Annotated in this window: 18 protein-coding genes; 11 read left to right on the top strand and 7 right to left on the bottom strand. The window is 61.0% G+C overall.

Translation table 11 applies throughout. The annotated features are described in order from the left end of the window. Nucleotides 1-56: 56 nt before the first annotated feature. Nucleotides 57-446: a hypothetical protein gene (locus tag IPM54_05910; GenBank protein MBK9259355.1), complete on the bottom strand. Its 390-nt coding sequence runs from the start codon at nt 444-446 to the stop codon at nt 57-59. Nucleotides 447-750: 304 nt separating this feature from the next. Between IPM54_05910 and IPM54_05905 the strand changes: the two genes are divergently transcribed. The 4 genes from IPM54_05905 to IPM54_05890 all read left to right on the top strand — a co-directional run bounded on the left by IPM54_05905 (nt 751) and on the right by IPM54_05890 (nt 5,605). After that, nucleotides 751-2,205, top strand: a complete 1,455-nt coding sequence (locus IPM54_05905; GenBank protein MBK9259354.1) for a glutamate--tRNA ligase — start codon at nt 751-753, stop codon at nt 2,203-2,205. A gap of 10 nt (nt 2,206-2,215) precedes the next feature. Next, nucleotides 2,216-3,169, top strand: a complete 954-nt coding sequence (locus tag IPM54_05900; protein MBK9259353.1) for a CPBP family intramembrane metalloprotease — start codon at nt 2,216-2,218, stop codon at nt 3,167-3,169. Between the two features lie 135 nt (nt 3,170-3,304). Continuing rightward, nucleotides 3,305-3,997 carry a lytic transglycosylase domain-containing protein gene (locus IPM54_05895; GenBank protein MBK9259352.1) on the top strand — a complete coding sequence of 231 codons (693 nt, stop codon included), beginning with the start codon at nt 3,305-3,307 and terminating at the stop codon, nt 3,995-3,997. 222 nt (nt 3,998-4,219) lie between these two features. Next, nucleotides 4,220-5,605 (top strand): KamA family radical SAM protein, encoded by a 1,386-nt coding sequence (locus tag IPM54_05890; protein MBK9259351.1) that lies wholly within the window; start codon nt 4,220-4,222, stop codon nt 5,603-5,605. Between the two features lie 98 nt (nt 5,606-5,703). Here IPM54_05890 and IPM54_05885 read toward each other — a convergent pair whose 3' ends face one another. Together IPM54_05885 and IPM54_05880 are read right to left on the bottom strand one after the other, a co-directional pair. After that, on the bottom strand, nt 5,704-6,876 hold the full coding sequence (locus IPM54_05885; GenBank protein MBK9259350.1) for a WYL domain-containing transcriptional regulator: 1,173 nt from the start codon (nt 6,874-6,876) through the stop codon (nt 5,704-5,706). Between the two features lie 161 nt (nt 6,877-7,037). Further along, nucleotides 7,038-7,286 carry a hypothetical protein gene (locus IPM54_05880; GenBank protein ID MBK9259349.1) on the bottom strand — a complete coding sequence of 83 codons (249 nt, stop codon included), beginning with the start codon at nt 7,284-7,286 and terminating at the stop codon, nt 7,038-7,040. 746 nt (nt 7,287-8,032) lie between these two features. Here IPM54_05880 and IPM54_05875 point away from each other — a divergent pair. Beyond that, the gene (locus IPM54_05875) at nt 8,033-9,613 is read left to right on the top strand and encodes an AtpZ/AtpI family protein (GenBank protein ID MBK9259348.1); all 1,581 of its coding nucleotides are present in this window, start codon (nt 8,033-8,035) and stop codon (nt 9,611-9,613) included. A 63-nt stretch (nt 9,614-9,676) separates the two neighbouring features. Here the strand turns inward: IPM54_05875 and IPM54_05870 are convergent, their stop codons facing one another. Both IPM54_05870 and IPM54_05865 read right to left on the bottom strand, forming a co-directional pair. Continuing rightward, entirely contained in the window at nt 9,677-10,582 is a 906-nt protein-coding gene (locus IPM54_05870; protein MBK9259347.1) for a transposase, read from the bottom strand. A gap of 252 nt (nt 10,583-10,834) precedes the next feature. Continuing rightward, a complete protein-coding gene (locus IPM54_05865) occupies nt 10,835-12,142 on the bottom strand; it encodes a thymidine phosphorylase (GenBank protein ID MBK9259346.1) in 1,308 nt (435 codons plus the stop codon). 87 nt (nt 12,143-12,229) lie between these two features. On the opposite strand from IPM54_05865, the gene IPM54_05860 reads away from it, so the two are divergent. Both IPM54_05860 and IPM54_05855 read left to right on the top strand, forming a co-directional pair. Beyond that, entirely contained in the window at nt 12,230-13,198 is a 969-nt protein-coding gene (locus IPM54_05860) for a two-component sensor histidine kinase (protein MBK9259345.1), read from the top strand. 44 nt (nt 13,199-13,242) lie between these two features. Beyond that, nucleotides 13,243-13,956 carry a response regulator transcription factor gene (locus IPM54_05855; GenBank protein ID MBK9259344.1) on the top strand — a complete coding sequence of 238 codons (714 nt, stop codon included), beginning with the start codon at nt 13,243-13,245 and terminating at the stop codon, nt 13,954-13,956. Nucleotide 13,957: 1 nt separating this feature from the next. Here IPM54_05855 and IPM54_05850 read toward each other — a convergent pair whose 3' ends face one another. Both IPM54_05850 and IPM54_05845 read right to left on the bottom strand, forming a co-directional pair. Further along, entirely contained in the window at nt 13,958-14,383 is a 426-nt protein-coding gene (locus IPM54_05850; GenBank protein MBK9259343.1) for a hypothetical protein, read from the bottom strand. Nucleotides 14,384-14,457: 74 nt separating this feature from the next. Further along, nucleotides 14,458-14,928: a DUF3293 domain-containing protein gene (locus IPM54_05845; protein ID MBK9259342.1), complete on the bottom strand. Its 471-nt coding sequence runs from the start codon at nt 14,926-14,928 to the stop codon at nt 14,458-14,460. Between the two features lie 135 nt (nt 14,929-15,063). On the opposite strand from IPM54_05845, the gene IPM54_05840 reads away from it, so the two are divergent. From IPM54_05840 to IPM54_05825, 4 genes are read left to right on the top strand one after another with little or no spacing between them, the layout of a single operon-like run. Then, the gene (locus tag IPM54_05840) at nt 15,064-16,068 is read left to right on the top strand and encodes an ABC transporter ATP-binding protein (GenBank protein ID MBK9259341.1); all 1,005 of its coding nucleotides are present in this window, start codon (nt 15,064-15,066) and stop codon (nt 16,066-16,068) included. Next, nucleotides 16,065-16,817 (top strand): ABC transporter permease, encoded by a 753-nt coding sequence (locus IPM54_05835; GenBank protein MBK9259340.1) that lies wholly within the window; start codon nt 16,065-16,067, stop codon nt 16,815-16,817. Before IPM54_05840 ends, IPM54_05835 begins: the two co-directional genes overlap by 4 nt. Then, nucleotides 16,814-18,535, top strand: a complete 1,722-nt coding sequence (locus tag IPM54_05830; protein ID MBK9259339.1) for a GldG family protein — start codon at nt 16,814-16,816, stop codon at nt 18,533-18,535. The genes IPM54_05835 and IPM54_05830 overlap by 4 nt, the downstream gene beginning before the upstream one ends. Beyond that, on the top strand, nt 18,532-20,799 hold the full coding sequence (locus IPM54_05825) for a DUF4340 domain-containing protein (GenBank protein MBK9259338.1): 2,268 nt from the start codon (nt 18,532-18,534) through the stop codon (nt 20,797-20,799). The genes IPM54_05830 and IPM54_05825 overlap by 4 nt, the downstream gene beginning before the upstream one ends. Nucleotides 20,800-21,055 lie beyond the last annotated feature (256 nt).

The following is a 21,055-nucleotide window of genomic DNA, read 5'->3' as shown; positions in this document are numbered from 1 at the left end:
GCCTGCGACAAACAGTGTTGGGCTGGCTGGTGATTAAAGAATGAACACGCTCAGCGTCACGACTTCGCGCCAGAATCCGCCTTCGCTGCGGCTTTCTGCGCCTTCGCCCGCTTGTCCGAGCTCTTCCACAAGTCGTACAAACGCGGAACCGGGTACGCCTCGATACGCGAGCGCAGGCCGGCATCCTTCGAGCGGTTCTGCAGCGCCAAGATCTCGTCGACGAGCTTGGCCCGCGACCCGAACTTGTCCTTGACCGCCGTCAGCGTGGCGTGGAGCCGCAAAAGCTTCGCGTTCGACACGTGCTCGAGTCCCCGCGAACCACCCTGATCCGAATTCATTCGCGGCAGCCACATTTCTTCCGACGCGAGCTGCTTGACGGCCTCGATGAGCTTTGCTTTCTCACCAAAGCGCTCCTTGACGATTGCAAGCGGAGCCTTGATTGCCATGCCGTTCTCCCTGGCGCGCTACGACCGACCCATGCCCGAAGCACCACGCCGTGTGAAGTGCGCGAGATGACTCGCGCGGAAAATGAGGTCCGCCTATGTAGCAGACTGGACGCCGCGATCGCAAGGCCCATCGTTCACAAAATTTGCGCCCTTCTTGTTATTCATACACGTACAACACAACACAATAAGGCCGACCAAGGGTAGCGAAATGCGAAGAATTCAGCACCAAGCTGTAAGCTGCAACCCATGACATGAGCGAACCTGTCGTCGCATCCGCCCTGCTGTTGTGCTAGAGGCGCGGGCCATGTCGTCTGGCAAGCCTCGCGTCCGTTTCGCTCCCTCCCCGACGGGTTATCTGCACATCGGTGGAGTTCGCACTGCGCTCTTCAACTGGCTCTGGGCTCGCAAGACGGGCGGAACGTTCATCTTGCGCATCGAAGACACCGATCGGGAACGCAGCACGCCCGAGAACGAGCAGATCATCTTGCGTGACATGCGCTGGCTCGATCTCGCCTGGGACGAAGGTCCCGATGTCGGCGGTTCGTGCGGGCCGTACCGGCAGATGGAGAGGCTCGAGATTTACCGCGAATTCGCGGACAAACTCATCGCCAAAGGCGCCGCCTACCGCTGCTACTGCACGAAGGAAGAGCTCGATGCGCAGCGCGAAGCGCTCAAAAAACGCGATCCGAAAGCGCAGTTCCGCTACCCGGGGACGTGTCGCGACAGGGTTGGTCCTGCGCCTGAAAAGCCGAGCGTCCTGCGATTTCGCGCGCCTTCTGCGGGAAACGTCACGTACCGGGACTTGGTCTTCGGCGAGGTCGTGACGCCGAAGTCGACGCTGCAAGATGCCGTGCTCATGCGTTCCGACGGCGTGCCGCTGTACAACCTCGGCGCGGTCGTGGACGACATCACGATGGGGATCACGCTGGTGGCGCGCGGGCGCGATCACATGATCAACACGCCGCCGCAGATACTGCTGTACGAAGCGCTCGAGGCAACGTTGCCGCAATTTGCGCACTTGCCGATGATGCTCGCCCCGGACGGTCAGAAGCTTTCGAAGCGTCACGGGGCCGTTTCGGTGGGCGAATACCGCGATCGAGGCATTTCAGCGGCGGGTTTATTGAACTACTTGGTGCGTTTCGGTTGGTCCTTCGGCGATCAAGAAATTTTCTCGATGCCGGACCTCATTTCCAAGTTTGGCTGGGAAAACTGCAGCAAGGCCGATGGCAAATTCGACATGAAGAAGCTTTCGGCGATTGCTTTCGAGCACCTCAAGAACCCGGCGCTCACGCCCGACGACGTGTACATTGACGAGCTTTCGCGGTTCATTGAAAGGCGCGGGTTTTCCGGCGTCGATCGCGCTCGGATCGCGTCGCTTTTGCCGCTCATTCGCGAACGTGCGCAATCGTGGTCCGACGGGGCCGAAGCGCTGGATTACTTCTTCCGCGATTTGCCCGTCTACGACGAGAAAGCCGTCAAGAAAGTCCTCGGGCCCGAGAAAGCGGGGACGCTCGAGAAAGTTCGCGATTTGTTTGCGTCCACCCATGACTTCAGCGCGAAGAACCTCGATGCGCGATTTCATGAATTCATTCAGGCAAATGGGCTCGAAATCAAGGACGTCGCGCAACCCGTGCGCGTGGCCGTGACGGGTAGGTCCGCGAGCCCGGGTCTTTTCGACGTGCTTGCATTGATTGGCAAAGAACGCGTTCTTGCCCGAATCGACCACGCCATTACGCTTTGCCGCAGCGCTGCGAGTTGACGAGCCGCCCATGACATTTGCAAGTGGAGCGCTTTTTGCGTTGGGTCCGGCGCCGATGAGTCCGTCGCTTTGGGAGACGGGGATCAAGGCGCTTTTTCCGCTCGTGGCATGTTTGGCGCTGGCGCCCGTGCTGTGGTTCTTTTTTGGAAGTACGTGGCGCGAGCTCGATGTCATTGCGCACGAGCATCAGCGCAAGACGCTCGTTTCTGGGCGTTACGATGCGCGTCCTGCGGTGCTTTTCGTCATCACGGCGCTGGTGCTTTCTTTGCAGGAATATTACGGAGGCCGCGAATTTTACGAAACGCATCTTCGACCGGCGCTGCGCGATCTGGAGAGGTCCGGGTCGATGTTTGCTGATTTGGTCAACATGCGGCGCTACAACGAGCTTTACAGTTATGGCTGGTGGGCATTTACCCGTGTATTCGGGTATGTCGTGATGCCCATGGTGATCTGGAAGATCATTTTTCGCAAAGACAGTTTGCTCGACATGGGTCTGCGCGTAAAAGGTTTTTCCAAGCACGCGTGGATTTATTTGTTGTGCCTGGGCGTCGTTTTGCCGGCGGTTTACATCGTGTCGCTCACGCCGGAATTCAGTAATTATTATCCATTCTACAAGCAGTGTTCGCGGTCGTGGGTCGATTTTCTCCTTTGGGAATCGATGTACGCGGCGCAATTCTTTGGGCTCGAAGTGTTTTTCCGCGGATTTTGGCTATCGGGCTTGCGGACGACTTTGGGCTCGGGCGCCATTTTCGCGATGTGCGTGCCTTATTGCATGATTCACTACGGCAAACCGTACTTGGAAGCTGCGGGGGCCATCGTGGCAGGCATTGCGCTCGGATCGCTGGCGATGCGGACGAAGAGCATTTATTCGGGATTTTTGGTGCACCTCACGGTTGCGCTGTCCATGGATTTGCTCGCGCTGTCGCATCGCAATGGGCTGCCGACGTCTTTGTGGGGGAAGTAGCCGGGCCAGGATTTGCACGCTTGCTTCGCGCGCGTGACGGTCGATGGGGTCGAGGCTCCTCCCTGGCCAAAGCCGCCGCCCCGCCCTTGACCATTGACCTTGCACAGATTGTTCGCTGCGCTAGGCTCGGATCGAATGCTCGCTCCTTTACCCAAGCCCGTTCGGTTCGTCCTCGGTGCCCTCGTCTTGGGCACGCTTTCGCTCGTACCGCACGCCGCTTCCGCGGACATCTACACGTACACGGATGCGCAAGGAAACGTGCACGTGACGAGTCAACCCACGCGCGGAAAGCCTGGAACGAAAGTCGACAAGATTTCATCCGGCAATGCAAACGGGAGCAAAAAGAAGACGCGAGACATCATGCCCGTGATGCCGAGCGATCGTTCCCCGGAGCGGCATAATCGGTACGATGCGTGGATTCGCGAAGGAGCACGCCTCTATCGCCTTCCGGAAGAATTGATTCGAGCCGTCATCAAGTGCGAAAGTGATTTCGATCCGCGGGTCGTTTCGCCCGTCGGCGCGCAAGGTCTGATGCAAATCATGCCAGCCACGGCGCTGCGCATGCAGGTGCGCGACGCGTTCGATCCTCGCGAGAATATCCTTGGAGGAGCGCGATATCTGCGAATTCTCGCAAACACCTTCAATGGAGACTTGGAGCTCACGGTCGCGGGCTACAACGCGGGTGAAGCGGCAGTTCTGCGATATCAAGGGATTCCGCCCTATCAGGAAACTCAAGGCTACGTTGGTTGCGTGGTTTCACATTACCGAACTTTCAAGTCTGCCCGAATCGCCGAGCGAGAGACCATGCCGGCGAAACACACGCCCTGAACGCACTGCGCCAGCGCCCGTCGCCCCAAGCCCCACGCGTCCAACGCAACGCAGCAGTCCCTTCGCACGTGCAGGTCGTCCCTGAAACGACCGTCCCGTGTGCTATCCTTGTACGACTCGGGTTGCACGAAACTCGAATTGTTCTATAGGCAGCTCGCCTTGCCCGGCCCCTGCTGGGCTGTGCCTATGCATCCATGAAAGGAGCCGCGCCGGCGCGCAGCCATGACCGACCATAGCCTCGTCGAGCTCCAAAAGCGTCACACGTACGAGATCGTTCCGCTGAAGCCTCCCGTGGACCCGTCGATGTTCGAGTACAAGAACTTCAAGGACGTGCCCGAATGGCGGCGGATTCCCGCATACGCCGACGTGACGGACGAGCAGTTTTACGATCACCGCTGGCAGTCCAAGAAGTCCATCACTCGGCCAGACAAACTCCTCGAAGCGCTGCGCGGACTCGTGAGCGAAGAGTTCATCCAGGATGCGACCGAAGGGTTTGCCCGCGCGCCGATGAGCGTGCGCGTGTCGCCGTACCTCTTGTCGCTCATCGACTGGAACGACCCGTATCGGGATCCTTTGCGCACGCAGTTCATCCCGCTCGCGTCCCGCTTTCTGCCGGACCACCCGAAGCTCGGTTTGGATTCGCTGCACGAACGGGCCGACGCGCCCGTGCCGGGTTTGACGCATCGGTACGCCGACAAAGCGCTCTTCTTGCCGCTCGATACGTGCCCCGTGTATTGCCGCTTCTGCACGCGCAGTTATGCCGTCGGGATCGATACCGAGGAAGTCGAGAAAACTCACTTCAAGGTCGACGAGCAAAGGTGGCGCGCCGCGTACGCGTACATCGCGTCGCGTCCGGAGCTCGAGGACATCGTCGTATCGGGCGGGGATGCGTACAACTTGCGTCCCGAACAGATCCGCTCGATTGGTGAGACGTTGCTGAAGATGGACAACATTCGGCGCATTCGTTTGGCGACGAAGGGTCCGGCCGTGATGCCGCAGAAAATCCTGACGGACGACGAATGGATCGACGCGGTGACGTACATTGCGGACCTTGGGAGAAAGCTCCACAAGGAGGTTGCGGTGCACACGCACTTCAACAATCCGAACGAGATCACCGGGATCACGCGCGATGCAATGCTGAAGCTGTTCGAGCGTGGAATCACGGTGCGCAACCAAAGCGTGCTCATACGCGGCGTGAACGACGATCCGGAAACGATGAAGCTGCTCGTGAAGCGCCTCGGGCACTTGAACGTGCATCCGTATTACGTGTACGTGCACGACATGGTGAAAGGCGTGGAAGAATTGCGCACGACGGTGGCGACGGGCATTGCGATTGAAAAGCACGTGCGCGGCTCGACGGCTGGATTCAATACGCCGACGTTTGTCGTGGATGCACCCGGTGGAGGGGGCAAACGCGATGCTCATTCGTACGAGCATTACAATCGGACGACGGGGATCAGCGTGTACGAAAGTCCGAGCGTAAAACCCGGGCAAAAGTACATGTATTTCGATCCGATCGATCAGCTTCCGCCTGAAGGTCAAGCGCGCTGGGCGAATCCGGCCGAGCACCAAGCGATGATCGCCGAGGCGCTCGAGGCCATCCGTTGACCGAGCGCCGCTACGCGCTCGCATGACCTCTTCCATTCATCCAACGAGTACGGCTGGCCGCGGAGCGAGATGCTCCGCGGCACGATGCTGCGCGATTTTTACTTTCTCTTGAGCTTTGGCGGGGGCGAAGGGGACTGATAATTGGCGAGCGCATTTTGCAATTCTTTTTGGACGCGCATGGCCAATTCTTCGGGTTCGACGACGCGTGCGGTTTCGCCAAACCCCAAAATCCACGACGTGAGCTCGGTCATGTCGGCGATGTCGAGCGTGAGGCGCACGCCGCCACCTTGCAGTTCTTCGATGACTTGGGAGGGGTGCACTTTGCGGGTGCTGACGTATTCGGCGACCTTGGCGCTGAAGTCGATGACGACGCGTTTTGCAGCTCCGCCGGACCAGATGCCGAACGTGCCTTGGAAGTAATCTTCGACGCGGAAGTCTGCGGGCAAGTTGAAGCGTTCGGTGGTGGCGCATTCGGTGTCGCGCATGCGGTCGAGCAAGAACGTGCGGATTTCGCCGCGGCCTCGATGAAGGCCGACGCAATAAATGGCGTCCTTGTAGAGGACCATGGCGTAGGGCTCGATGGTGACTTTTTCTTCGCGGCCGTCGCGCGCACGTCGATAACGACATTGGAGGGGGCGCAAGTCGGCGACGGCTTGGAAGATGTCGTCGAGCGCTTCGGTGTGTGCGGCGTAGTCTTTGGGGGCGAACGGCAGGTACAAGAAGCGTTCTTCGAGGCGCGCATCGGCAACGCCTGCATTCGGGCCGCGGCCAGGGCGGCGAGCGACACCGAGGAGTTGCTGGGCGGCCAAGTCGATCTCTTCGTAGAGCGTGGAGCCTCGCATGGGCTCGAACAACCGTCGCGCGGCGAGGAGCGCGTATGCCTGGGTGCGGCGAACTTCGACGCGCCGAGGTGCCTCGCCGGGGGCAAGGCGCCACAAGCGTACGCCGCCGGGTTTGGCCGAGGTTGACACGAGGTCCAGGTCGCGGCGGACTTCGGCGAGGTAACGGCGCATCGACCGGGGCGTGACCTGGAGCTCTGTTGCGAGCTCGTAGATGGTCAAACCCTTGGGATGTTTTTGGAGCAGCGCGCGCAAGTTGTCTAGGCGGCGATGCTGCGTAAACGGGCCCTTGGGACGACCTCGGCCCTTCGGAGAGCCGGGCGAAGCGGAAGTTGTTCGAGCGTCGGACACCGATGTCGACGCGGGTAGAGGGCGGCGGGAAGCGCTGGACGAGTTTTGCGTGGACACGTGAGCGCCCACTTTCGTCCACATGTCGAGCGCGTTGTCAACGGGTTTGCGACGGGCGAGCCCAACGATGCGCAGGTCGGTGGTGGATGCTCCGGAATTTGCGCAGGAGGTGAGCCGGCGAAGCAAGTCAGGTAGGAGGCGACGACCGAGTTACGGCCGCCGGGTTTGAAGAAACCTCGAAGATTTTACCACGGCCGGTCGCGCATCGTGGTTTTGTATTTTTCCTTATAAAGATCGTGACATTTTTTGCATGACGCTTTGGCGCCATCGATGTCGCCGGCCTTGGCCTTTGCGGAGCCATCTTTCGATATGGCTGTCCACTGTCCCATGCCGGGCGGAGGTTTGGCGGCAATGTAGTCCAAGCCTTTGGCGATTTTTTCGGGATCGCCGCTCGAGGACGCCGGGCCCATGACGCCCTTCATCCAACCTTGCATGGGGCACGGTTTCTGCCCCTTGGCCCCGCAGTCGTAGGTTTTTGGACCGCTCGCCGATGATGCCGCGGCAGCGCTCGTGGCCGGAGCAGCCGTGGCGCTCGAAGCGGCACTCGCAACCTCGGTCGGCGGCGTCGCGGACGCTGTGGCGGGCGCCGCACTGGAATCTGCCTTCGGCGCTTCTGCGGTTGCTGCAGGAGCCGCACTTGCGGCGGGAGCAGCCGACGCCGCAGCGGCTGAAGGTTTGGCTTCGGGGGTCGTCGCTGGAGCATCCGTTTTGGTTTCGTTGCACCCGAGGACTCCTGCAAGCGCGACGACGGCCGCGAACCGCACTACATGTCTCATCCTGCTCTCCTTCATCGTGGCTTTGGGGCCGGTTTCGGCGATCTTTTGGCACCGTACGTTTCGCGTCGTGACTGTCGGCCGGCCCTACCGGGACGTTCGCCCGGAGTATAGAGTTTGCACGAACTCGAGCCCATTGTGGCAAGACGAAAACAACGATGCCACTTTCGAACCTGATTCTTGGGGCGCCGACGCAAACGCGCGTCAGTCGAGAACCCATTCAGCCCGCGCCTGCCCCTGCTGACGAACCGAGGTTGCTGTTCACACGGGGCGTCAAGTATCCGCAAGCAGTTGCCTGGTTCAGCGTTCGCTCTTTTTGGGGGCACCTGTGGCATCTGGCCGCAAGTGTCATCGCGACCGAAGACATCGATAGCCGTGCGTGGATGCGCCCGAGCACGCCTGAGGCGATGACTCAGAGGGTCATCGCCGTCCTTGGTGGAAAGCCGAACGCGTCGTCCCTCACCGAGGGACTCGAGCGTGACCTTTGGATCGATTTTGTCGCCGACACGGGCGATGACAGCTCGGTTAGCGAAGCCGTGGCGCGCATGTTGTTCTCGACGTACGAGGTTGAGGATCCGCTGCGCCCCGGGGACAAACTCTTCCTACCGCGTGGCGACATGCTGCTCTTCGGTGGGGATACGGCCTATCCAGTCGCGACGGAGCTCGAGATCCACAACCGCGTGATCGTACCGTTCTCACGCGCGCTTGCCGAGGTTCGGGACAACAAGCGACGAGTGCTGGTGGGGATTCCTGGCAACCACGACTGGTACGGAGGTCTCGACGGTTTTGGTCGCATGTTTCGTTCGCGCCGAGGAACGGTTGATGCGGCCGGAGCGGACAGACCGAACGAGGTCGTGCGGTTTGCCGAAATCCAACACTTCGTGCAATGGGTCGAAGCCTTCCGCGTTGGCCGCTACGTGACGAAGCGATCCATTTTGCCGCTCAGCGGATACGTCACCGTGCAGGACGCGAGCTACTTTGCGCTGCGGCTTGCGCCAGGGCTCGACTTATGGGGTGCCGATCGGCAACTTCGGGCGGTTGACTTCGAGCAGCGCGCTTTTTTTGCCGAGCTTCGGGAAGAGGGTCGGGGGCTCGTTCTATGCCTCGCCGACCCAGCAAGAGCGTTTCTTGAGACCAACCCTGCCGGGCAACACATCCTCGATGCGCTGCACTTGCGCCTTGACGATGACGGGCTCTTGGTGCTGACAGGCGACACGCATCATTACTCGCGAGAACGAGTTGGAAACAGTGAGCACGTAACGGCAGGCGGGGGCGGCGCGTTCCTGCACCCGGCACGAATGGCGCGCATGGGCATGACGCCGCCGGCCGCCGAATTCCCAGGGCCCAAGGCGTCCCTTGCGCTCGCATTGCAGATCCCTTGGCAGATGGCGCAAGGTCGGTCGGGGTACTTGGTGCACCTCGCAATCGGAGCGATCTATGCCATCGGCCTAGGGCTCGATCGCTGGCTAGGTATTCCCCCGCTTGCGATTGCGCTGGGCACCGCCTTGGTCGTCGCGTTTGCATGTCGGATGCTTGCGGGTTTTCGTAACCGAGCGCTTGGCATCTACCCGCTCGCAACGCTTGCCGGGCTGGCAATGGGATTCTTGCCGCATGTCACCCACATGGCGTTGAGCTACGCGTTCACCAAAGCGGGTATTGATGCCTCGCACATCATGGCCGTCGAACCATGGTTCGCCCTCGTCATCGCCTCCTTCAGCGCCGCATTCGTGTTCGGTGGCTACTTGACGTTGCTCACGTTCTTCGGAATCGAACAACATCAAGCCTTCAGCGTACTTTCGCACCCAGGGTACAAGCACTTCGTGCGCCTACGCGTGCGACGCGACGGTCGAACGATCGACGGCTGGGTGCTCGGCAAGGTGGATCCTTTGTCCGCGTCGGATCCGGTCGTATTGGTGGACCGGTTTACTTGGACAAACGACGGCCTGAGCACCGGGGCGAAGTCAGCTATTTTACCCCGTCGAAGTTGACCGCGTGGTCTCGATGCCTCGAGCTCCGGCGTTGGCGGCGCTCTACTTCGACCGCACTACGTACTAGCCCGCTACGCACACATTTACGCCATGGAGCACGCGCATCTGATACGTGCCACTTGGAAATGGAACCGAGCGGTCACCTGCGCGCCATGCTTGGAATGCCTTTCGATATGCGGCGCGGAAGGCTCGCACGGCACGCGCAGCAATGCGGGCCGCTTCGGCATTGCCACGCCCAACAGCAAATGTGGGGATACGCTGGCGCAAGGGCTCGGGTGTCGTGATGCGCTTTTCCGGAGGCACTCTGGCCGCCCGTTTTGCGCCGAGCACGCGACGCGCTGGGATGCGTGCGTGCGCAGCGGCTTCGAGTTTGGCAAGTTCCGCCGTGATATCCTCGCGAAATGCTTGTGCGTCTGCTTCGGAAATCGGCGGTGGCAGCGTAACTTCGAAATTGGTTTCGAATTTCCATTCAGGGTTTTTCGGGCTGAAGCAGACGTCAGGGCGTTGTGCTTGGATGGATCCTTTTCCAATGTCGTCGACGTTCGTTTTTGCGCCTGGCCATTCGTGCGCGTGACGAACGAGTCCCACTTCAACGGGGTTTGCCAGGGTGTAAGCGATTTTCTCCACGATGGCTTGCCGTGTGCACAATTCGACGACACTCGTCTGAGCGCGATCCCAAGGCGAGCCGTCCCATTTTCGCAGAATTTTGATGCCACGCGCGACGAGTTGGTGAAACATCTCGAAAAAGCGCGGCAGTCGACCCTGCGGGTCGGAAACGACGTAATGCAAGTGCGTCGACATGGCGCAGAATGCGTGAAGTTGAATGCCGTGACGATGCGCGGAGACGATGAACGCATAGAGAATGAAGCGGGTCATCTCGGGATCGGGGCGCAACAGGCAATGGCGACGCTCGATGCGGCGCGTGATGAGATATGTGGCACCAGGATGAATGGGACGGGGCTTGCTCATGGCCGGGGCATATTGCGAGAAGCATGCCGACGGATCGCGCTCAACGATTTCGCATAGTTACGAGCGAATTTAGGCCGACCGAGGGTGGCGACCGCCATGGCGGAGGGTGGCGGCCGCCACCCTCCGCCATGGTCAAGCGATCTTCGTTACGCTCAACAGTCGAAACCACATGATTTCAACAGCTTGGCTTCGAGCATGGGCTGGCAACCGCCAACGTCGGAGGGTTGCATCCGCTGAAATACGCATTTTGTCTTACGCGATTCTCCCCAATACGAGCGGCGTACCTTCCACGGCCTCATACGTAATTCGGAACGCTTGCTGCACCCGCTCCAAAAGCGCCTCGCCCGCACCGTGCGTACGAACATGCAACCGTGCAAGCGATTGACCTCGCTCAACCTTGGCTCCACGCGCCACCAACACCTCGATCCCCACGGCGTGATCCACGGGTTGGTCCGCTCGGGTCCGCCCCGCACCCATGGCAACCGCGGTCAGGCCCAACTCCAGCGGATCAATGGACGCGACGAACCCATCGTGATCGGCCCGGACAACCACGTGGACAGGAGCTTCAGGCAACACCGACGGATCTTCGACCACCCGAGGGTCACCCCCTTGTGCCTCGATCATCCGCTCGAATACGCGCGCCCCCGCGCCAGTCGCAATCGCCCCTTTCAGCTTACCACGCGCCTCGGCATCGCTTGCAGCTACCCCTCCTAAAACAAGCATCTCTGCGCCCAGCGCCAGCGTGCATTCCACGAGATCCGCCGGCCCATTGCCACGAAGCACCTCGATGGCCTCCCGCGTCTCAATCGCATTCCCAATAGACGCGCCAAGCGGAGCGCTCATATCAGTAAGCACCGCAACAACGCGTTTCCCCGCAGCAATTCCAACCCGAACCAGCGCTTCAGCCAAAACGCGCGCCTCGCCCTCGGTCTTCATGAACGCGCCACGACCAACCTTCACGTCGAGCACCAACGCGTCGATCCCCTCGGCAAGCTTCTTCGAAAGAATGCTCGCCACGATGAGCGGTATCGACTCCACCGTCGCCGTCACGTCCCGCAACGCGTAGATCCGCTTGTCCGCAGGCGCAATTCGAGCGGTTTGTCCAATCATACACACACCGAGGGTGCGCATGATACGTACGAAAGCATCCACATCGAGCGACACGTTGAAGCCTGGGATGGCCTCGAGCTTGTCCAACGTGCCACCCGTGTGCCCAAGCCCTCGGCCGCTCACCATCGGCACCGGAACCCCGCACGCCGCAACCAGTGGCGCCAAGCAAATCGATACCTTGTCGCCCACCCCGCCCGTCGAGTGCTTGTCCACCTTGATGCCGGGCACCCCGCTCAAGTCGATGACGTCCCCCGAGTGCAGCATCGCTCGCGTGAGCGCCGCCGTCTCTTCGTCATCCATGCCGCGAAAGAAGATCGCCATGCACAGCGCGCTCATCTGGTAGTCCGCAAGCTCGCCGCTTCCGAACGCCCGCACCAGCCGTTCGATCTGCTCGCTCGACAACCGTCCACCGTCGCGCTTCTTCGCTATCAGCTCAACCAAGGTCTGCACGAATCGGGAGCTTACATCGACTCGCCCCTCCAATGCGCACCATCCTGCCTCCCCACCACGTCCGCCTCGCGCTACGTTTGTCCAGCGATGAGTGTGAGCGGCAGAGGGCGAGATCTCACAACCCTCGGTTATCGACGTATCGTCAAACTACTCGTAACCCTGGTCATCGTCCCGTCCGTGCTCCTCAGCGCGATCGGCGTGTCCCTCGTCGTCCTCGGCGAAGCTCGGTACGACATCCTCATCGGAATTCTCGTCCTGACCTTCTCGAGCGCCCTCGTCACTGGCGTCATCTTGGTCTGGGTCTTTCTGCACCGCGAACGCAACCTGTCCGAGCTTCAGGCTGACTTCGTCTCCAAGGTCTCCCACGAGCTCCGTACGCCGCTCACATCGATCCGGATGTTCACCGAAACCCTCGTCCTCCGACGCGGCGACAAAGATGCCGAAGACCGCTGCATTCAGGCCCTCAACAAAGAAAGCGCCCGCCTTCAGCAGCTCATCGACCGCTTGCTCGATTGGGGCCGCATGGAAAGCGGCCGGCGCGTCTACGAGCTCAGCGAACAGGACGTCGCACCCATCATCGACGAAGCCATCTCGGCCTTCGAACCCACCCGCGAACGTAGGCACGTCGACCTCGACGTCCGCATCGATCCCAACCTCCCCAAGCTCTGGTGCGACAAACAGGCCCTGGTCATCTCCATCGTCAACCTGCTCTCGAACGCCTACAAGTACGGTGGGCAGCCACGAAAGATCGAGCTATCCACTTCGCAAGCGGGACGGGACATTTGCATCACCGTGCGCGACAACGGCAAAGGCATCGCGCGTCGCGAGCACAAGCGGATTTTCGAGAAATTCTACCGCGTCGACGACTTGCTCGCGCGCCAACAAGAAGGCTCCGGCCTCGGCCTTGCCATCGTGCAACACGTCATGCGAGCGCACCGTGGACGCGTGATCGTGGACAGCGAGCAAGGAAGGGGAAGCGCGTTCACCCTCGTCCTGCCGCTCGACAACAAGGCGCATGCAACGCGTCAAGAACCCACGACGGGCGGCGTGGCCTAAGTGCATCTAACTTCGCGACATTCCGTGTTATTGAGCCGAGCAGCATGAATCGGGTCGGACAAAGCGGTGGCACGTCGAAAACGGTCCTCATCGTCGAAGATGACGAAAGCATCGCGATGGGCCTCGAGATGAACCTTTCTGCCGAGGGGTACCGCGTCCTCGTCGCAACCGACGGAGAAACCGGACTTGCCCGCGCCAAAGAGGGCAGCGTCGACCTCGTGATCCTCGACGTCATGCTCCCCAAGCTGAACGGCTTCGAGCTTCTCCGCATGCTCCGAGGCGAACGCCACACGATGCCCGTCATCATGCTCAGCGCGCGCGGCGCCGAGATGGACAAGGTCATGGGCCTCGAACTCGGCGCCGAGGACTACATCACGAAGCCGTTTAGTTTGGCCGAGCTGCTTGCCCGCGTGAAAGCGGTCCTTCGCCGAGATGCCATTGCCCGAGGTGACGACACGAACCCCGTCCGAGCTGCCGACCTCGAGATTCACCCCTCACGCCGCGAAGTTCGCCGCTCGGGCCAGCTCGTCGAGCTCACGGCGACCGAGTTCGACATACTTGTCTGTCTCGTCAATGCCGGCGGTCGCGTGCTCACGCGCGAGCAGCTTCAGGCACAGGTGTGGGGTCCCGGTCATCACGGCACCCCCCGCACCGTCGACAACTTCATTCTTCAGCTTCGTACCAAGCTCGAAGACTCACCGGCAAACCCTCGTCACATCATCACCGTACGTGGAGTCGGCTACCGGTTCGTCCCTTGAATCACGGCGCGTGGCAGAACTTGTTGATGCTGTCCACGAGCGGGTCTTCTTGCTTGACCGCTTTTTCGACCGCCGCTTTCGCCGTGTTCACTTTGCCGAAGTCTTGCGAATCTGCCGCGGCCACCATCTCCCGAGCGGCCTTCGCGACCTCTTTCGCCATCGCTTGATAGTCCTGCGACAGCTTCTTCAATTCGGGAACCGAAAGCTCCACCTTGGCTGCATCTGCCGCGACGGCCTCCATCGTATCGGCCATCGTCTTGTAGTCGGCCGTTCCTGATGGATCGTTCGCGTTCGCCTTCGACGCCTTGTTCAGGCTCTCGACTCCCTTGTTGATGACCTCGATCAGCTGATTGCACTCGTTGATCTTCTTCTGCCCGCAGCCGGTGGTACCGACGAGAAGCACGACTCCCACGATCGCGCACGACATCACCGATTCCTTGTGCATCTTCGACTGTCTCCTCTGAATCATCGAGGTTTGGAGTGAACAACGCCGCGGGGATGTCACGAGCGCACCCGCCAGTTGCCATGAAATGTGCGTCCCACGTCGTCCGCCGTCGGATCGGTCACGATGATTTCCGGTCGCCCATTTTCGGCATACACGATCGTGTTCTGCCGATAAACACGGCCAAACGCGATCGCTTCGTCACGCTCCATGCCGTACACGAGCCACGCCGGTTCACGCCAAACGCCATCCGGTTCGGCTTCTGATCCGACACATGGCTCGACGCGATAGCACCCGAGGATCAGCAAATCGCGCAGAACGTGATGCCGCTGCTCGTTGACCTTACGTGGCAGTAACATCGAACGCGGGTTGTACGCCGTCAGCACGGCAAACCGTCGCGTCAGAATCTCGGGGAGCGCCGAGTGATCTTGGACGATCTCGCCATCGAGCGACGCGCGAAGCGGCGATCCGTTCGGCCCGGGTAGCTCGTAAATCGTCGCTAGATACGAACGTAGCAGCGCTTGGTCCATAACCGTTGACGGCTCCTACCAGAGGAGCGGCCTGCCCGCTACCTCTGCTCCAAAGGGTTTCATGGTCGCGCTCGCCGGGCCAAGCCCATGAGCGTCTTTTCCTTCCGCCCTTCGTGCGCTAAGCCCTCTCCTTCGATGATCGACGTCCATCGGCTCTCCAAGTCGTACGGCGCATTTCGCGCAGTCTCCGACATCTCGTTCCATGTCGAACGCGGAGAAGTCGTGGGTTTTTTGGGGCCCAACGGTGCAGGCAAAAGCACCACGCTCCGCATGCTCGCAGGTTTCCTCGGACCATCTGCAGGCCGCATCCGCATCGACGGTCACGACATCGCCGACGAACCGATCCTGTCCCGTCAAAAGCTGGGCTACATGCCCGAGACGTGTCCGCTCTATCCCGAAATGCGCGTTCGCGAATACCTCGCATTCCGCGCCGAGCTCAAACGTTTGCCGCGCCGTGATCGATCGCGCGCCGTCGATGACGTCTCGAAAGAAGTCGACATCGCAGACGTCGGCGATGTCCTCATTCGCCACTTGTCGAAGGGCTACCGGCAACGCGTGGGCCTCGCCGATGCGCTCCTCGGTGATCCCCCCGTTCTCATCCTCGATGAACCAACCGCGGGCATGGATCCCAATCAAATCCGCCAAGTCCGAGACCTCGTGAGAAAGCGCGGCGACAAACACGCCATTCTTTTGTCCACCCACATTCTTTCCGAGGTTGAAGCAACCTGCACCCGCGCACTCGTCATCGCCCGCGGCAAACTCGTTGCCTCCGGCTCGATCGCCGAGCTTCGCGAAATGCGTCGAGCATCCGGCCTGCGCATCGTCGTCCGCGGCGACCGCGCTCGAGCTCTCGAGGTCGTACGCGCATCCAGTGGCGTTGCCAAAGCCGCCGTCGACGACACTGCAACACCGTCGCCCGATGCCATCACGATCACCGCTTCGTACGATCGCGATGCCCAAGGCAACGACACCGCCGAGCTCATCGTGTCGGCCCTCGTCGATGCAGGGCTTTTCGTGCGGGAAGTCGTCCCGCGAGCAGCGTCTTTGGAACAAGTTTTCGCTGAGCTTACGCGTGGCGACGAAAGGTTTGTCGAAGATGAATCATCGTCTTCCGAAGAGCCAGGAAAGGGTGACGCGTGAGGGGTTTCTGGCCGATCTTCAAGCGTGAGCTCTTCGCGCTTTTCGTCACGCCGCTCGCGTGGGTCGCGATTACGTCGTTCCTGCTCCTCCAGGGGCTGCACTTTTTCCTCATCGTCATCAATTTCGCTTCGGCTCCGCCGGAATCGATTGGCGACAGTGGCCCGGTGCAATCGTTTTTTGGTCAAACGATGTTGCTCTACGTCCCGCTGCTCGTCGTGTGCCCCTTGCTCACGATGCGCTCCTTCGCGGAGGAGCGACGAAGCGGCACCATCGAAACGCTTCTCACGGCCCCCGTCAGTGCCGTGGGCGTCACGCTCGCCAAATACGCCGCGGCGCTCGTGACGTATGCGGCCATGTGGGCGCCGACCTTGCTCTACGTCGTCGTCATACGCATGCAAAACGGCGACATCGATTGGCGCGTCGTCGGCACCAGCTACCTCGCGGTGCTCGCCATCGGCGGTGGGTACTTGGCGATTGGCATCATGACCAGCGCCCTCGCGCAAAGTCAGCTCACGGCTGCCGTGCTCTCGGCGCTCGCGATCTCCGGTCTGTTTTTCTTCGGCCTCGCCGAGTTCATCGTGCCCGATGGAACGGTGCACGAGATCGCCACGCACATATCCGTTTGGACACAAATGAATGACGCGTCCCGTGGCCTGCTCGATTCGCGGCGATTGGTTTACGACGCCACGGTAATCGCCCTCCCCTTGTTCGTCACCACGCGAGCCGTCGATGCCTGGAGGTGGGGATGAGCGACGACAAACCCACCAAGGACACGGATCCGACCGACGTTCCGAAGCGTTCGTCAGGTAAAACCCAACGCAAGAAGCTAAAAAAAGCAGCCCCCGCTTCAGAAGGCTCGGCGAAAAAAACAACGCGTGCGGAACCCGAAGCGGCCCCCGAGCGCACGAGCGTCGCGCCGGCCGGAACCACGGCAAGCACCAAGTTCAGCGTCATCATCGGGCTCGTCGCAGCGATGGTCCTCGCGCTGCTCGTCAACGTCGTTGCGGCTCGGCATTACCGACGTTGGGACTTCACGAAGAGCGGCTTGTACACGCTCAGCCGCGCCACCGTCGAAACGCTGCACGCGCTCAGCGAACCGATTCGGATCGACGTGCTCGTACCAGCCTCCGATCCGCTCTCGTTATCGATGCGGCATTTGCTCGCCGCGTATGGCGCCGAAACGACACGCCTCGACGTCCGATTCACCGATCCCGATCGTCATGCCGCCGAGTTCCTCGCGATCCAACGCAAGTACGACGAGCGCGTCATCGAAGGTCGGGTGATCACCGATGCCTCCATCGTCGTCTCTCGAGGCGACCGAGCGCACTTCATCACGCCGCGCGACCTCGTCGAAATCGAGGATGCGGAAGACATGCGCGCTCGTCCGCAGCTCGAACAAGCGCTCACGGTTGGCATTCGCGCCGTCGTGTCGACCGATCGCCCGCAGGTCTGCTTCACCACGGGTCACGGAGAAAAATCCATCGAACAGGGCTCGAGCGGCCTCGCGTCACTGCGGGATCGTCTCAGGCTCAATGGGCATGACGTCGTCAGCGTGTCGACCAAGCCTGCTGCGGCGGACAAGGACGACAAGAACGCGGCACGCACGTCGTATGCGGGTTGTCGCGTCGTCATCGTTGCTGGTCCAACGGAAAAGTTTTCCCAAGAGGATGCGCAAAAGCTCACGGCGTTCGTCGAACAGGGAGGCAACGTGCTCGTTGCCGCGGGGCCCGTGCCCGATGACAACTCGGAGCACTACGTCGACCTGGGGCTCGGAGAATTGTTTGGAACGTTTGGCCTCGAAATAAATAAAAATTTCATCTTCGAAACAGATCCGCGATTGCGTTCGTCGCGAGGGTTTGGCGAAACGTTCATGCCCATCACCAAACCACACGCCGTCACCGAAGGGTTTCTCGGAGCGGAACAGACCGGGTCGGGTCCTGTGCTCACCGTCGCAAGCTCGATGAAAGCAACGGGCAAAGGTGCGGCTGCCGTAGCGCCGCTGCTCGTCACGAGCGACGACGCGTTTGGCATGGTCGACTTCTTCGCATGGGCAAAGGACCCCTCGGAACCCGTTGCCAAGGATGGCGACACCAAGGGGCCGCTCACGGTTGCATTTGCGTCCGAACTACCTGCTCGACAAGGCGCAGCGCGCGGTGCGCGCATGGTCGCGGTCGCGTCGTCGTCTCCCATGATGGGCGAGAACTGGATGGCCGACGAATTGCGCGGCACGGCGGTTTTCATCGAGAGCGCGATTGCGTGGCTCACGAGCGCGCCCACGCCCATCGACATCCCGAAGAAGCCTGCGATGACCGCTGGCTTGAGGCTTTCCGAAGAATCGCTCACGTCGATTTTTCGCTACGTCGTCGTGTTCATTCCGCTCGCCAGCGTGCTCGTGGGTCTGGCGGTTCAGTTGCGACGACGCAGCACGGAGCGGAGGCGCGGGCCGACACCGCGTGACGATCAATGAGTCTCGCCGCCACGGCAAAGCGGCACGCGACCACGATCGTCCTGTCCGTGCTGGCAGTGTCGGGCGCGGTGTATGTCTTCGTGATCGATCGAGGCGCGGTCACCACGCAAGAAGCCGAGCAGCGTAAGCGCAACATTTTCATTGCATGGCGCCCGGACGACATCTCCGAGGTGACCATCGAACGCAGCGGCAAAACGGGCAAACTCACACGAAGGGCGCCCGATGCACGCGGACAACGTTTTTGGGACGTCTCGCTCGGGGCAGCTACGTTTTCCGCGGAAGAGCAGCAGGTCGATCAGTTTCTCGGGACGCTCGAGTTTGCCACGTACGAACGCGCTGTTGCGTCAGGCAGCGTCGAACCGAGCGCGCTCGGAATGGACCACCCTCGCCTCCGCGTATCCGTCACGACGAGTGGTCGCACGACGCAGCTCACCCTCGGTGCTGCGGCGTCGTCGCCTCCAGGTGCTGTGTATGCCGAGGTCAAGACCGATGCGGGCACGAATCTTTTCGTCGTCACCAAAGAGCTCGCCGAAGCGCTCGATATGGATCCAGAGTTTCTTCGAGCTCGAAGACTCGTGCCTTATTCATCACCGGACATCGCGCGATTCGAGGTGGTTTCGCCATCGTTTGCGTATCACCTCGAGCGCGCGCAGCCGGACAGTGACGAAATGCGCCTCGCGGGTCCCACGAAGGAAGCGAAGAAGCGAGTGTCGCGGCGCGTATTCGATGAATTTCTGAGCACGCTCGGACGCACGGATGCAGCTTCATTTTTGGCCGACGACGTCGCGGACAAGGCGTCCAGCCCAGCCGTCACCATCACGTTCGTGCCCAAAGATTCAGCGCGCCCGCGGGGTGTTCTTGCCGTCGGTGGTGATTGCCCGGACAAACCCGAGCATGTCGTCGCGATCCAGCGTGAACCAACGCGCATCTCCGCGTGTGTGCCGAAAGCGATTGCCGATGGCTTGACCAAGTCTCCCGATGCGCTCGTGGATCGAGCGCTCTTCGTGGGCAGCCTCGATGAAGTGCAGGAAGTGGCCTTCACGTCCGGCGACAAACGGCTGGAGCTCGCGCGCAAGGGCACGGCATTTCACCAGCGAATGCCCGTGGATCGCGAAGTCGATGCATCGGCTGGACGAGCTTTGCTGGAAGGGCTTCTCGGCCTGCGTGCGACCGATGTGCTCATCGATCCGGATCGTGCGGCCATGGGCCTGGACAAACCTTACGGGACGATTCGTCTCACGTCGCTCTTGCCAGCGCATGGCGAAGACGGGGGCGACGTGGAACGCGTCGAAGAAATCGTCGTCGGCGCGCCGCGAGGAGACGTCGTGGCCGTGTCGCGAGGCAAAGATGGTGACGTGCTCGTGCTTCCAGCCGCTGCGCTTCGCGATCTGTTCCCCAGTGACGTTGCGCTGCGAAGTCTCACCGTGATCGATCATCCGGAGACCGTTGTTCGTGCGCTCCGAATCGAACAGGGAGATCGGGTCCAACGCATCGAACGCACGGCAGAGGGTGGATGGAAATTGACGGAGCCTTCGGGACGAGGGCTCGCCGCGGACATCGGTCTCGGCTCGGACGTTGCGACGACACTCTTTCCGTTGAAGGTCGAGCGCTTCGTTGCTGAAAAGGACGATGGATCCTTTGGTTTGGACAAACCGCGCATCGTCATCGATGCCGACATCGGATCGGGAGATGCGGGTGCGCGCAACATTCGCGTATTGATTGGAGCACCAACGACGAGCGGTTCGTTCGCGCGGATCGCTGGCGACGATGCCGTGTTCGTTGCGCCGCGTGCGGTCGAGGCGGTGGCAAACCAGTGGCTACTCGATCGAGCTGTTTTCAGTCTCGATCTGGGTGACATCGTGAAGGTGACCGTTGCATCGACGGACAAAGGCAAGAAACCGTTGGTGCTCGAACGAGTGGGCGATGCTTTGCGGATCGTGGGGGATCCGTCGGCAACTGCGCGCGCAGCGGAATTGCGGGATGCGCTTGGCGAGCTTGCCCCGGATGTCGCGGTGAGCGTGGGCGCACCGCGCAAGGAACAGGGACTCGACCCACCCGCGTTGACGGTGACCATCGAACGCGCGCGGCGTGACGATGGCTCGAGCAGCCCCGTTGTGGATCCGCAACGCACGGTGCGATTCCTGTTCGGGTCGACCGATGTCCACCGCGGGCGTGAGATTGTATACGCACGTCGAGACGGGGTCGACGCGACGTACGTTATCCCGCAGTCCAAGGCACGCGTGTTTTACGACACGTTTCGTTAGCAGTCGTTCGCAATAGGAATTACCTAACGTGGTCGATTTGGCTCAAATGAGCCACCCTCGGTTCGAATATTTGCGATAAGAGCTACCAAATTCGGCACCCTCGGTTCGAACGGGCCGTCGGTTGTCGTGGTTTTTCCTACCGAATGTTCCCCGCCTAATTCTGGCATTCGTGTCGACCAGGTCCACGAAGTGGGGTGCGGCGGTAAACGACCGAACGCCGTTTTTCGACGCCTGGAGTGTCTCAACAAAAGGATCG

It is taken from the genome of Polyangiaceae bacterium, assembly GCA_016715885.1.
Taxonomy (GTDB): Bacteria; Myxococcota_A; Polyangia; order Polyangiales; family Polyangiaceae; genus Polyangium.
Note: the sequence above shows the minus strand (reverse complement) of the source record. Positions and strands in the feature narration are given on the sequence as shown.

What these genes read in the sequence shown, in the direction of transcription:
- IPM54_05900 (MBK9259353.1), top strand. Translation starts at nt 2,216, where the DNA reads ATGACATTTGCAAGTGGAGCGCTTTTTGCGTTGGGTCCGGCGCCGATG.
- IPM54_05890 (MBK9259351.1), top strand. Translation starts at nt 4,220, where the DNA reads ATGACCGACCATAGCCTCGTCGAGCTCCAAAAGCGTCACACGTACGAG.
- IPM54_05905 (MBK9259354.1), top strand. Translation starts at nt 751, where the DNA reads ATGTCGTCTGGCAAGCCTCGCGTCCGTTTCGCTCCCTCCCCGACGGGT.
- IPM54_05875 (MBK9259348.1), top strand. Translation starts at nt 8,033, where the DNA reads ATGACTCAGAGGGTCATCGCCGTCCTTGGTGGAAAGCCGAACGCGTCG.
- IPM54_05845 (MBK9259342.1), bottom strand. Translation starts at nt 14,928, where the DNA reads ATGGACCAAGCGCTGCTACGTTCGTATCTAGCGACGATTTACGAGCTA.
- IPM54_05840 (MBK9259341.1), top strand. Translation starts at nt 15,064, where the DNA reads ATGATCGACGTCCATCGGCTCTCCAAGTCGTACGGCGCATTTCGCGCA.
- IPM54_05885 (MBK9259350.1), bottom strand. Translation starts at nt 6,876, where the DNA reads ATGTGGACGAAAGTGGGCGCTCACGTGTCCACGCAAAACTCGTCCAGC.
- IPM54_05880 (MBK9259349.1), bottom strand. Translation starts at nt 7,286, where the DNA reads ATGCAAGGTTGGATGAAGGGCGTCATGGGCCCGGCGTCCTCGAGCGGC.
- IPM54_05910 (MBK9259355.1), bottom strand. Translation starts at nt 446, where the DNA reads ATGGCAATCAAGGCTCCGCTTGCAATCGTCAAGGAGCGCTTTGGTGAG.
- IPM54_05870 (MBK9259347.1), bottom strand. Translation starts at nt 10,582, where the DNA reads ATGAGCAAGCCCCGTCCCATTCATCCTGGTGCCACATATCTCATCACG.
- IPM54_05850 (MBK9259343.1), bottom strand. Translation starts at nt 14,383, where the DNA reads ATGTCGTGCGCGATCGTGGGAGTCGTGCTTCTCGTCGGTACCACCGGC.
- IPM54_05830 (MBK9259339.1), top strand. Translation starts at nt 16,814, where the DNA reads ATGAGCGACGACAAACCCACCAAGGACACGGATCCGACCGACGTTCCG.
- IPM54_05895 (MBK9259352.1), top strand. Translation starts at nt 3,305, where the DNA reads ATGCTCGCTCCTTTACCCAAGCCCGTTCGGTTCGTCCTCGGTGCCCTC.
- IPM54_05855 (MBK9259344.1), top strand. Translation starts at nt 13,243, where the DNA reads ATGAATCGGGTCGGACAAAGCGGTGGCACGTCGAAAACGGTCCTCATC.
- IPM54_05825 (MBK9259338.1), top strand. Translation starts at nt 18,532, where the DNA reads ATGAGTCTCGCCGCCACGGCAAAGCGGCACGCGACCACGATCGTCCTG.
- IPM54_05860 (MBK9259345.1), top strand. Translation starts at nt 12,230, where the DNA reads ATGAGTGTGAGCGGCAGAGGGCGAGATCTCACAACCCTCGGTTATCGA.